The sequence below is a fragment of the Arthrobacter sp. UYCu511 genome, from assembly GCF_040547105.1.
In the GTDB taxonomy this organism is placed as follows: Bacteria; Actinomycetota; Actinomycetes; order Actinomycetales; family Micrococcaceae; genus Specibacter; species Specibacter psychrochitiniphilus.
This window is the reverse complement of record NZ_JBEPPB010000011.1, coordinates 69971-82590: the sequence shown is the minus strand read 5'-3', so window position 1 is coordinate 82590 and position 12620 is coordinate 69971. Positions and strand designations below refer to the sequence as shown.

The 12620-nt window shown below is 59.3% G+C and carries 7 protein-coding genes; 2 read left to right on the top strand and 5 right to left on the bottom strand.

Annotated features, from left to right (window positions below; translation table 11 throughout):
* Positions 1–51: 51 nt before the first annotated feature.
* The 5 genes from treZ to ABIB48_RS14405 form a co-directional block, all read right to left on the bottom strand.
* The gene (gene treZ, locus ABIB48_RS14425; protein WP_354213431.1) at positions 52–1839 is read right to left on the bottom strand and encodes a malto-oligosyltrehalose trehalohydrolase; all 1788 of its coding nucleotides are present in this window, start codon (positions 1837–1839) and stop codon (positions 52–54) included.
* A 27-nt stretch (positions 1840–1866) separates the two neighbouring features.
* Positions 1867–4242 (bottom strand): malto-oligosyltrehalose synthase, encoded by a 2376-nt coding sequence (gene treY, locus ABIB48_RS14420; RefSeq protein ID WP_354213430.1) that lies wholly within the window; start codon positions 4240–4242, stop codon positions 1867–1869.
* Positions 4242–6449 (bottom strand): glycogen debranching protein GlgX, encoded by a 2208-nt coding sequence (gene glgX, locus ABIB48_RS14415; RefSeq protein ID WP_315914893.1) that lies wholly within the window; start codon positions 6447–6449, stop codon positions 4242–4244. Before glgX ends, treY begins: the two co-directional genes overlap by 1 nt.
* 197 nt (positions 6450–6646) lie before the next feature.
* Positions 6647–7390 carry an SDR family NAD(P)-dependent oxidoreductase gene (locus tag ABIB48_RS14410; RefSeq protein WP_315914892.1) on the bottom strand — a complete coding sequence of 248 codons (744 nt, stop codon included), beginning with the start codon at positions 7388–7390 and terminating at the stop codon, positions 6647–6649.
* A 165-nt stretch (positions 7391–7555) separates the two neighbouring features.
* The gene (locus ABIB48_RS14405) at positions 7556–9187 is read right to left on the bottom strand and encodes an FAD-dependent oxidoreductase (RefSeq protein ID WP_354213429.1); all 1632 of its coding nucleotides are present in this window, start codon (positions 9185–9187) and stop codon (positions 7556–7558) included.
* 704 nt (positions 9188–9891) lie between these two features.
* Here ABIB48_RS14405 and ABIB48_RS14400 point away from each other — a divergent pair.
* Both ABIB48_RS14400 and ABIB48_RS14395 read left to right on the top strand, forming a co-directional pair.
* Positions 9892–10899 (top strand): pyridoxal-phosphate dependent enzyme, encoded by a 1008-nt coding sequence (locus ABIB48_RS14400; protein WP_354213428.1) that lies wholly within the window; start codon positions 9892–9894, stop codon positions 10897–10899.
* Entirely contained in the window at positions 10896–12611 is a 1716-nt protein-coding gene (locus ABIB48_RS14395) for an FAD/NAD(P)-binding protein (RefSeq protein ID WP_354213427.1), read from the top strand. Before ABIB48_RS14400 ends, ABIB48_RS14395 begins: the two co-directional genes overlap by 4 nt.
* The last annotated feature ends 9 nt before the right edge of the window (positions 12612–12620 follow it).

Here is a 12620-nt window from a genome sequence, read left to right as displayed (position 1 = left end):
GTCACTAGAGGTAAGTAGCCGTTGCCAGCGCACCTTCTCCGAGAGGATGACTTAGCGATCCGCTACGATGGCCGCGCTATAACCTGACAATGTCAACGCGGCCTCGGAACCAGCACCAGTTAGCTGGGTCCCGCCGTCAGTGGCTAACAGTAGATGCTGTCCATGGACAGGCACGTCCACCATTTTGGCGGAAAAATTCAGGGCCACACTGATCCCGCCCCTGCGCAATACCAGCCACTTCGCGTCCTCTTCAAAGAGGACCGAGGTGGCAGCAAAGTCCGGCTGGCTAAGTTCGGGGGTGGATCGCCGCAGAGAGATCAGCCTCTTGTACAAGTCTAAAAGCCGTGCATGATCGCCGTGGGCGACTTCTGACCATTTGAGCTTGGATCGGGTGAACGTCTCAGGGTCTTGCGGGTTGGGGACCACCATTGGGTCCCATCCCATTGCCGCGAACTCTTCCAAACGACCCCTCGCAGTGGCTTCAGCCAGCTCCGGTTCGGGATGGGAGGTAAAGAATTGCCACGGCGTGCTGGCCCCAAATTCCTCCCCCATGAACAGCATGGGTGTGAAGGGCGAAGCTAGTGTTGCCACAGCGGCGATTGCTAGCTGCCCATACTCCAGGGTCTGTGACAAACGATCGCCGGCAGCACGGTTGCCGATCTGGTCATGATTCTGATTGCACACCACCAACGCGGAGGGATGCATCATCTTTTTGTTGATCTCCCGGCCGTGATGGCGGCCACGGAAACTGGAGTAGCTCCCGTTGTGAAAGAAGCCCTCCTGTAATACCTTGGCAAGCGCTCCCACTGAATCAAAATCTGCGTAGTAACCCGCGGTCTCGCCGCTGACATTGACATGCACGGCATGATGGAAGTCATCACACCATTGCGCTCGCAGCCCGTTGCCATTTTCCGATCGCGGATACAGCAGCCTTGGATCGTTGAGATCTGATTCTGCGATCATGGACACGGCCCGGCCGGTCTCGGCAGAGACGGCCTGGGACATCTCTGCCAGCTCTTCAAGAAGGGGCCGTGCCCGCTCATCCTCCAACGCGTGGACGGCGTCCAGCCGCAGGCCATCCACATGGAAGTCCCGCAGCCACATGGCAGCGTTTTGAAGAATGTAGCTCCGGACAGTGTCCGATCCCTGTCCGTCCAAATTCACGCAATCGCCCCAAGAGTTGCCGGCCCCCTCTTTGAGGTAGGGACCAAAACGGGGAAGGTAGTTCCCACTGGGACCCAAATGGTTGTACACCACGTCCTGGATGACGCCGATCCCCGCCCTGTGTGCCGCGTCGACGAAACGCTGGTAGGCAGCCGGGCCGCCATAGCCCTCATGGACCGCATACCAGAGCACGCCGTCGTATCCCCAGTTGTGAGTGCCGTTAAAGTCATTGACCGGGAGCAGTTCAATGAAGTCAATGCCGAGCTCTGTCAGGTAATCCAGCTTCTGCGCTGCCGCATCCAACGTGCCCGCATCTGTGAAGGTGCCAAGGTGCAGTTCATAAATCACCGCACCGGTCAGCTCCCGGCCGTGCCAGTGACTGTCCTTCCACATGTGAGCGGTGGGATCGAAAGTGCGCGAGAGGGAATGGACACCGTTGGGCTGCCGGCGGGAGCGCGGATCCGGCAGGGGAGTGCTGTCCCCGTCCAGCAGGTAGCCGTAATCCACCTCAGCGCCCGTGGGGGCACCTGGACAGGTCCACCACCCCTCATCTCCGGCGGGCTCGTCGCTGCACCGCGTCATGGCATGTTCCGTCCCGTCAGCGCGCAGAATAACAGTTTCTGCGGCCGGAGCCCACACATCGAAGCGTCCGCGCTCTGGTCCCTGGTGGGTCAAGGCACTCTCCTTTTCACTCTTGAGGGATTAAACGGGGGTAGCGGCCGGAGCCAGGCCACTTGATAGCGGCTCGAGGTGGCTCTCGGGTTTCAGAAGGGCCACGGGATGGCTGGAAAGGATCTCTCCTACGGGTACCTCGCCTGCCGTGAAGGTGCGGCCCGTCAGCTCATCAGACATAGTGCTGGCTAGGCGGATGTAAGTCTCTTGCCAGCCGCCCATTTGTTTCAGCCCATGGGGAAGCCTGGTTGCCAGTGTCAGCGCACCTTGGCCGTCACCGCCATCGCGGCTGAAGGCCAGCAGGTGTTTCGCTGCCGGACCTTGGGCATATACGGGGGTGTAGCCGGCGAACAGTTGCGGGTGACTGCGGCGCAGCCGAAGCGCACGCGAGGTCACCAGCAGCTTTGTTTGCTCCCCAGCGGCCGACGCCGGCAGCGAGCCTTCGTCCAGCTGCTCCAGCATCCGCTGGCGTGCACGGAAATCGACGGGCCGGCGGTTGTCCGGGTCCGTGAGGGAACGGTCCCACAGCTCGGTACCCTGATAGACATCCGGAACGCCGGGCATGGTGAGCTGAACAATTTTTGCGGAGAGAGAATTGGATGCCCCATAGGGCTCCAACAGGGAAACCAGCGTCTCCAGCTCGCGGTGCGCCTGCGGGTTGTCGAAGGCAGCATCAACCACCTCCGCCAACCGCTCTTCGAAGCTCTCCTTCGGGTGGGCCCAATCGGTTGATTTCCCGGCTTCACGGGCTGCCTTTTCAGCGTAAGCGTGAAGCCTGCCGCGGTCCGCCGGCCAGACACCGGCTATGGCCTGCCACAGCAAATTGGCCAGCGGTCCGTCAGGCAGCGGAGCCAAGGCCTGCATGCGCTGCACAAACTGCCCCCACACAGCCGGCAGTTCCGCCAAAACAGAAATCCTGGCCCGGGTATCCTCGCTGCGTTTGGTGTCATGGGTGCTCAACGTGGTCATAGATAGCGGGATCCGCTCCTGACGGCGGCGCATCCGGGCGTGGAATTCTGCCGGTGGGATGGCGAACTCCGTGGGGTCCGCCCCCACCTCCGTCAAAGTGCCCAAGCGGTTGTGGCGGAAGAAGGCGGTGTCCTCCACCCCTTTGGCCATGACCATACCGGAGGTTTGTTGGAAGCGACGGCCCAGCTCAGCGCCGTGGTCCGGGCCCACCTCCAGCAGCAGCGGCAAAAGGATCCCCACCGCATCCTGGAGGTCGGGGCGCCTGCGGGCAGCCTCGGCGCACGCCGCCTGCAAAATCTGCGCACCCTCTGGCAGGTACGTCCGGTAGATGGGGAAGCAGGCAATGATTTCAGAGAGTGCATCAGCCCAGTGCTCAACACCCAATCTGGTGTTCTCCGGCACCAGCCGGGCCAACCGCAGCATTTCCGAGTGCAATATTCCATCCGTGACCCGCCGCTTGGTGCCGTGGATGGTCTCCTCGTAGTCCGGTATTGGACCGCCGCGCAGCGTGGCACTGACAGCATTGATGCCCGGCTGCCCGGTGTTGTCAATGAACACCCGGTCTATGTCCGCCAAGGCGTCGTAGCCCGTGGTGCCCTCGCAATCGAAACTTTGGAGAAGATCCTCGCCCGGCTCGAGGATTTTCTCCACCAGCACATACCTGCCGCCAATTCCCTCTCTGAGCCGGTGCAAGTAACCTTCCGGATCAGCCAAACCGTCGGGATGGTCGATGCGCAGCCCATCCACCAGATCCTCATCAAACCAGCGCAAAATCTCTTGGTGGGACTGGGCAAAAATCTCCGGGTCCTCTACACGCAGACCGGCCAGCGAGTTCACGGCGAAGAACCTGCGGTAGTTCAAGTCAAAGTCTGCCCGGCGCCACCCGATCAGCTCGTAGTGCTGCCGCTCATGAACCTGGGCCGCTGTCTGGCCCTCCGAGAACGTGCCCTGTGCTAGCGGGAAGCGGTGCTCGTAATAGCAGAGCTCGCCATCTTTGATCTCAAGGACCTCAACATCTTGATCATCTTCAAGAATGGGGATGCGGATCCGCCCCGCTCCTGCCGCCCAGTCGACGTCGAACGCGCTGGCCCACGGCGAGTCCTGGCCCTCTTTCAGGAGGGACCACCACCAGGGGTTCGCCTTGGGTGTTGCTACTCCCATGTGATTGGGCACAATGTCCACCAGCACGCCAAGACCCGCCTCGCGCGCCGCCTGGGAGAGAGCCATCAGCCCCTCCGGACCGCCACGGTCGGCATCAATGGTGGAGGTATCCGTGACGTCGTACCCGTGAGTTGAGCCCTTTTCCGCCGTCAGAATGGGGGAGAGGTACACCCAATCCACGCCCAGCAACTTCAGGTATGGCACGGTGTTGGCCGCATCAACCAAGGTGAAGTCGGCGTTCAGTTGCAGCCGGTATGTGGAAGAGGGGACTCTCATCACACAGCTCCTTCGGCTGGGGTGTCACCTTCGGGTTCGTCCGTGGTGTCCGGGGTCATGGCAGCCAAAGACGCTGCGGCGGAGTAGTCAACCAGTTCTTCTGGGCCGGAATAGGCGCGCAGGACCATCGTGGACTTTGCCGCCAATTCAACGGTTGCGCCAGCATCGGGAAGCTCTTTATCGGCGCCTCCTGCAGTGTCCACCAGAATCTCCCATGACGGAGAATATTCCTTAGGGGGGAGTTGGAAGTTCAGGGCTTGGTCATCGGCATTGAACAAAAGCAAAAAGCTCTTGTCAGTGATGCGGCGTCCGCGGCTGTCTTGTTCCCTGATGCCTTCTCCGTTGTAGAAGACGCCCACGCAGCGGCCAAATCCACTGTCCCAGTCTTCGGGGCGCATATCCGCCCCGTCCGGCCTGATCCAGACGATGTCCGGGAGAGCTTCGCCTTCTCCGCGCACAACCGGCCGTCCGTCAAAGAAGCCGCGGCGCCGGAAAACGGGATGGTCGGAGCGGATCTGGTTCACCTTGGCCGTAAACTCCACCAAGGGCTGGTCCACAGCATCCCAATGCACCCAGCTGAGCTCGGAATCCTGACAGTAGGTGTTGTTGTTACCTTGCTGGGTACGGCCTAGTTCATCCCCGTGCACAATCATCGGAACGCCTTGAGAGAGCAGCAGCGTGGTGATGATATTGCGTTGCTGGCGTGCGCGCAGGGTCAGCACAGCAGGGTCATCTGTGGGGCCTTCAACCCCACAGTTCCACGAGCGGTTGTGCGATTCGCCGTCGTTATTGTCTTCGCCGTTGGCTTCGTTGTGCTTCTCGTTGTAGGAGACCAGATCCCGCAGCGTGAATCCGTCGTGAGCTGTGACGAAGTTGATGGAGGCCACGGGGCGGCGTCCGGAATTTTCATACAGGTCCGCAGATCCGGTCAGCCGGGACGCGAATTCGGCAAGGGTTGCCGGTTCCCCCCGCCAGAAATCTCGCACAGTGTCCCGATATTTGCCGTTCCATTCGGTCCATTGCGGCGGGAAGTTACCCACTTGGTAACCGCCAGGGCCCACATCCCAAGGTTCGGCAATGAGTTTCACCTGCGAAATAACCGGATCCTGCTGGATCATTTCAAAGAAGGTGGAAAGCTTGTCCACGGCATAGAATTCACGCGCCAAGGTGGACGCCAAATCGAAACGGAAGCCATCCACATGCATTTCCAGCACCCAGTAGCGCAAGGAGTCCATGATGAGCTGCAAGGAGTGGGGATGCCGGACGTTCAGCGAATTTCCTGTACCGGTGTAGTCCATGTAGTACTGGGGTTCATCTTCAACGAGACGGTAGTACGCCGCGTTGTCGATGCCCTTGAAGGACAAGGTAGGCCCCAAATGGTTGCCTTCTGCGGTGTGGTTGTAGACCACATCGAGAATGACTTCGATCCCCGCTTTGTGAAGGTCGCGGACCATGGCCTTGAATTCTTGGACCTGGCCGCCGTGCTCACCCGAGGAACTGTAGGTGTTCTGCGGGGCAAAGAAGCCGATGCTGTTGTAGCCCCAATAGTTGCTGAGGCCCTTCTCCATCAACGTGCCATCGTTGACAAATTGATGGACGGGCATGAGTTCGACGGCGGTGACGCCAAGTTTTCGATAATGGTCCAGCATCACCGGATGGGCAACGCCGGCATAGGTGCCGCGCTGCTCCTCGGGTATTTCACTCTGGAGCGCAGTGAGGCCCTTAACGTGGGCTTCGTAGATAACACTCTCGTGGTACGGGATGCGCAGCTGGCGGTCCCCGTCCCAACTAAAAAATGGGTTGATGACCACGCTGTACATGGCATGCGGTGCTGAATCTTCTTCTTGCCGCGCGTCCGGATCATCGAACTGGTAGGAGAACAAGGAAGGATCCCAGTCAATCTGACCATGGATGGATTTTGCGTACGGGTCCATGAGGAGCTTGTTCGGGTCAAAACGCAGGCCCTGCCCAGGGCTGTACGGTCCATGAACTCGGTAGCCATACTGCTGGCCCGGTTGCACCTCAGGAAGGTAGCAGTGCCAAACGTGGCCGTCCACTTCCTCCATCTCGATGACTGTCTCCGTCAAATCTTCGGCCAGAAGACACAGCATCACTTTCTCGGCGCGTTCACTGAAGAGCGAAAAGTTGGTGCCCGTTCCATCGAAGGTGGCTCCCAAGGGGTAGGCATTTCCAGGCCAAACTTCCAAGTGTCCTCCAGAGTGAGAGATCAGCGTTGTGCGGTGCCGCACGCGCTTTCAGTGCGTGCACGTCACAATACCTGATGGACAGGGACAACTTGTTGCTCGGTTAACTCCCGCGTCGGCTTTGGCGCCGGCTAGGGCGCCGCGGCCGCCGGCCCCTGTCCCGGTGCTCACATTTCCACTTTGTAGGGGCCGGCCGGGAATTAGTAGAGCTTGTTCGCACCGCCGTCGGCCATCAGGGTTTGCCCCGTCATGTACCGTGAATCGTCGGAGAGCAGGAATGCCACCACGGGTGCAACATCCGTTTCAGGATCACCGAAACGGCCCAACGGCACCTTCTCCAACGAGTCTTGGTACATTTTCGGGAAGGCCTCGCTCCACGCCTTCACCCCTGCGGTCAATGCCATGGGGGAAACAACGTTGACACGGATGTTGTCCTTAGCCCATTCGTTGGCAGTGACCCGTGAGAGCCCGCGGATGGCTTCCTTGGCGGAGGCGTAGGCAGCCTGGGTCTGTTGCCCCACGATGGCCGAGCCTGAACCGAAATTCACCACGGACCCGCCGTTGACGGCCAGAAGTGGGTACGCGGCCGCCATGAACTGGCGGGTAGCGCGGAAACCTGTGTTGAAGGAGAGGTCCCACTGCTCTTCGGTCAGTTCATTGAACATGGCTTGCCGTGATGCATGGGCGTTGTTGACCAGCCCGTCCAGCCCGCCGAAGCTTGATGTGGCCATTTCCATGGCGTTCGTGGCAACGTCCTGCTCGCTGACATCACCGAGCAGGAACCGCACGTTAGCGCCGAGGTCCTTGGTCAGGGACTCTCCAGCGTCCGCGTTGATATCAACTGCCACAACCTTGGCACCGCGGGCCACCAGTACCCGGGAAATTGCGCCGCCAATTCCGGAAGCTCCACCGGTGACGACTATGACCTTGTTTTCGAGCTGCATGGTGGCTCCCTATTCATTTTCATAATATGAGGGTGTTGAGCACCCCTCTGCACTTTGCCCCTATACACAATCACAAAATCTTGTGTGCAGGCTGGAAGCGCTGAAGTTTAGACTCCCTTGCCTTCTTTTACGGCTACAACCGGGGCCATCTCGGCACAGCTCTTTTCAGGTCAGCAGTTTACGTAACCCAATGCTGTAGCCGGCCCGTGCAACAACAGTTCCCAGGGGTCTGAGCCAGCGGGGTAACCAGGCTGGCTGGAGGCTTTGGCGCCAGATGACCTCTACCTCGGAGCCGTGTTGCTCTACGGTGGCCTCCACTTCTCCTGCTACCGGACCAAATTTGGAGACCTTGAGAAGTCCCGGCTTTCCAGGAGTTGGCGCTTCGGCTTGGCGGACCAGCATGCGGTCTGCCATTTTCACTGGCCCCAAGGACGTGAGCCCAACGAATTCCAGGCCGTCGATCATCCGGCTTTGGGCTGGCGTTACTACGGTGAGGGGAATGGCTCGGGTGTGGTTATCCAGATCGGTCAGTTTTTCCCAAATGTCACTAGCATCGCCGCTGCACTTGATCTGCAGGGTGAACGTATCGTTGAAGCGCTCACGCGCTAGGGGCTTTCCTGCTGCATCACCCAAGGCCCGTGCGGCTGCAACGCCGCTGGCCAAGGCGCCTTGAATGGAAGGTTCGGTAGTGTCACCGGCGATTATCACGCCGTCGATCCCACTTTCCAGGGGACGTTGCCCGGGTTCGAGGCAGGGCAAGGCATTCACAATGTCGTGGCGCACCAGCAGTCTCCAGTCAGGATTATGAACTCCCATGATGCTGGCGGCTTGGGCCATGGCTTCGCTGTCCTCCAACCCATGCGCACCTACTGCTGTTGCTTGTACCAGATGACGTCCGGCAGGGGCGTAGGACGGGCAGATGTTGGAGATCACCGATGTGTGGATCAGTCGGGATTCTTCTCGGACGTCAAGGTAGAGGAAGGGCAACTTACTGGGACGGTGCGCAGCATCGAACCACCACGTGGTCAGGGACTTCATGGTGGGCTCTGGCTGTCCGGTGAGCCGGGCGCTCACCCGGGGACCGGCGGCTACTACCACCCGGTCTGCTAGCAGCTCTTCACCAGAGCTACAGACCACGCGCACTTGGCCATTGTGGGTAATGAGGGATTCTACGGGCGTTGAGAATCGGATGTGTTCCAATATCGGCTCGGCTAGCTGGTGTGCCACTGCCACCATTCCTTGCGCTGGCAGTGACGGGATTCCCTTGACGAAATACCAGGCCAGTGTTCTAGCTGAAGAAGCCACGGTTTTTAGATAGGGGTCTGCCACCACACCTGAAAAGAACTGTTCAATGACTTTGCGTAGTGGGAGCGAGAACGCAGCGCGGTCAATGGTTTGTTGCAGAGTCAGTGATTCGCTTCTGGCCAAGCGGTTCCAACGGATGAGCGCAGCGAGATCTCCCAACGTGAGGGTACCTCCTAGCAGCCCTTTCAGGTACGAGGGATGCCGGAAAGGATCCGCTAGTACCTGAACGCCGGAACCATCCCGAATAGCAACACCACGTCCTGATGGATGCAGATCGAGGTCATTGAGGTTCAGTGCAGCCTGCGCATCTGGATAGCTCGGGTTAATAAGCTGAAACCCTCGATCGCACCGAAATCCGTCAATTAGCTCGGTATCGACGCGACCGCCCACACTTTGGGAGGCTTCCAACACCGTGACGTCGTGCCCTTCTTTGGCAGCTAGTCCTGCAGCACGCAGCCCAGCTAGTCCTGCACCAATCACAATTACTTTCACAGCAATTTTCCTCTTCGGTCAGGAGTCATCGCACTACTTTGCGCCGATACCAGAGCTTAGCCTCGATCCGGCACTGAAAGAGAGCGAACGGCCTCTAATTCTCCTCACAAGATCGCTCTCCGCACAGGCGCCCAACTGGATGAACCGCCGCCACCACATACGGTCACGGTTCATTGGTCGCCGTAGTAGGCGTTACTCCTCACCGCAGTACGCATCACGGGCATTGCGGTAACCCTGTAAAAATGTTTTCTCACTGAGGGAAGGCCCCCTCCACTTTCGAGGCGGCAGGGCGCTACGAAGGGCACTTATTCCACCGCTGCGGGGGAGAGTAATTCACCCCTTAGGGTGAAGATGTTCATCCCTGCCAGCGCTAGGCTTTTGGTATGAAAGTCATGCAAGTAGCAAACGGTATGAGCAAGTCGTCGTTGCGGCTTTGCGTGCTAAGGAGCGCCAACCCCGGTCTGACTAGTTCAAGCCCCGCCCGGTCAGGTTCATGACAGGGCCTTGTATTTCAAGCTTTTCTCCACCCGGTGAGCAATACTCTAAAGCAACGGGAATCTAGATTTGCAACACGAGTAAAAAATCTGCGTGGGCCGCTAGAACGGTGAAGGCAGTGAGCTTTTAGCGAGTTAGAGAATCTAATAGTTTTCACAATTATTGGCGCAGCGTTTTTTGGTGCGTAGAAGTTAGGAGTAAGGGAAGCTATGTTGAACGATTTGGGATTATTGCAGCCATTGGTTACTCCAACGGTCAAGGTCCACAGACTCTTTGACGGTTATGACGTTGATGTCTACGCCAAGCTTGACTTGCTCCAGCTGGCGGGAAGCACCAAAGAACGAACAGCGAATGGGCTGATCGAAGAACTTCTTGGCTCGGCTGCGCTCCAGCCTGGGGGCATGGTCATCGAATCGACCTCCGGGAATTTGGGTATTGCCTTAGCCAGGCAGTGTGTGGTGAGGGGTCTGCGGTTCACGGCTGTGGTGGATGAGAATGCAAATCCTTTGGCTTTGGAACTCATGGAAGCCTACGGAGCAAGGGTTGATCTGGTGCGGACCCCAGCTGACGGAAATAAGCTGGCAGCACGCCGCCGCCGGGTCAGCGAACTGTTGGCAACGAATCCGGGTTCCGTGACCACTAACCAATATGGGTCATTGGCCAATCCACGGGCACACTTCGAAACGACGATGCCTGAAATAATCGCCGGATCCGGGGGCAATCTGGACTATCTGTTCGTTGCCACGAGCACCACCGGCACCCTGCTCGGGTGCCAGCAGTACGTGCGGGCGCACGGGCTGCAAACGAAGATTGTGGCTGTCGATTCCGTAGGTTCGGTCCTTTTTGGTGGGCAAGAAGGTACACGCCGGCTACCAGGGCTAGGCGCCGGGATACTGCCGGAGTTGGCCGCATCTGCCGAGCCGGACCTCGTGTTCCAGATTCAGGAGATAGACATGGTGCGCGGTTGCCGGCGGCTTGCCCACAGTGAAGGCATTCTTGCCGGGGCTTCCACAGGTGCCATTGTTGCGGCCATGGATACTCTGGTGCCCAATCTAAAAGCCGGGACACGGTTAGCCTTTATGGTTCATGACTCCGGAGTGCCTTATTTGCAGAGCGTTTACAATGACGAATGGGTCCGCAGCACACTCAATGCCGAGCCCGCGGGGGACCAGGAACCACGTGCAGATCTCACCGTCAACACACGCTCGAATCCTTGATCCGGATAGCTGTCATTGGGGGTGGGCCCAAGTGCCTTTTTGCGTTACTGGCACTGCACGATCTCATCCCTGCCGCGCAGTCACCACGGATTAGTGTTGACGTTTATGATCCACTGCCGCCCGGTGCGGGCAGTGTCTGGCGGGTCACTCAGCCAGAAGTGCTGCGGCTCAATGTCAACGCGGGGATTGTCGATGCCTCATCATCGCTGAGCCAGGAAAACTTCACTCGCTGGATTGCCCGCGTTGCCCCTGAACGATCGAAAGAAAAGTATCCCCCGCGGGTATTGGTGGGCAGGTACTTGAATGAACAATTCCAGCTTTTGTACCATCACGGGAAGATTGGGCTCACTCATATCCCGCTAGTAGTCACCGGGGTGGAGCGCCACGGATCGCGGTGGCGAGTCAGCGGGCCCTTGAGTTCACAAGAGTATGACGAGGTTCTCCTAGCTACGGGGCACGGGGCTACGGGGCACGGGCTTGCCGGTGAACTGCGTCCGGATCCGCTAGCAGGGGCGCTCAATTCCAGCCCACTGATGGGGGACTACACCGCTCTGAACAAGACGGACGTTGCAGGTGGAGCCGAGGTTTGGATTCGGGGAGCAGCGTTGACGGCCTACGATGTAGCTCTGCTCCTCACAGAGGGCCGGGGTGGAACATGGCAGCCCTCCGGGGACGGCAGCGACGGCGTTCTGTATATCCCGAGCGGGGAAGAGCCGCGCCGAATCACTTTTTTCTCCCGAAGCGGGGCGTTGATGGAGCCCAAACCCGAGCATGTGCCAGCAGAGATTTCGCACTGCCTTGATGTGTACCGGCAACGGTTGCGCCAGTGGGGTGTGCAGACCCGGGATCCCAATTCCGACGCCGGGCGGAGGCCATCCTGGCGCAGGCCAGCGGGGCGGGTACTGGCCGAGCACGCCTTGGCGAAGCAGGTAGTGGCCGGACAGGCGCTGGCCGGGATGTGGCGAGTCCTGCTCGAATGTGCCATGGAGTGTGCACGTCTTATGGGGGCCCCGATAGGTGCTCTTGAGTTGTGGCGAACAGCGTTGACAGGAGACTCCGTAAGCGCCAGCCCTGATACAGGAAAGCTTTCACAGGCAACGAACGTAGCCGTACTGCTGCGGAACAGCCTCTGCGTCAATCAGCTCAGGGCGCCCGTCACGAGCGGGTGGATTTGGGCCAGGGTATGGTCCGGGCTCTATGCTGAGCTGGTGGTGGCCATGGACCGGCTTCCGCGGACCACGGGCGAATGGAATCTCTTTAACCGGGTGGCGCGAAACTTGGAAAAATTTACCTTCGGTCCGCCGGAGCTCACCGCGCGCAAGTTGGTGGCGCTACTAGAGGCCGGAATCCTCCATGTTGCCGGTGCCGGGGAGAAGCCGCCTGCAGGTGCCGTTCTCGTGGATGCCGTGACCCCGGGACCCGGAGTGCTCCGGAGGCCAGCGCCAGAGGCAGAACCCAACAGTGACCTGGCGGCTCAGCTTTTGATGGCCGGAGAAGTCATTGTGCGTCCGGGAGAGCGTGGCCTGTTGACCGATCTCGACGGAACGTGCTTGGCTCGTGATGGGTCTAGAAATGAACGGTTGGCAGCCTTGGGCCGCCCTACCGAAGATCCAACCTTGGGTCATGACACCCTTAACAGATCCCTGCATGGAGAATACCGTTTGTGGGCCCAACGGGTTGCTGCCCGTGCCGCAACTGAACCTGACAGCTAGGAAAAAGTG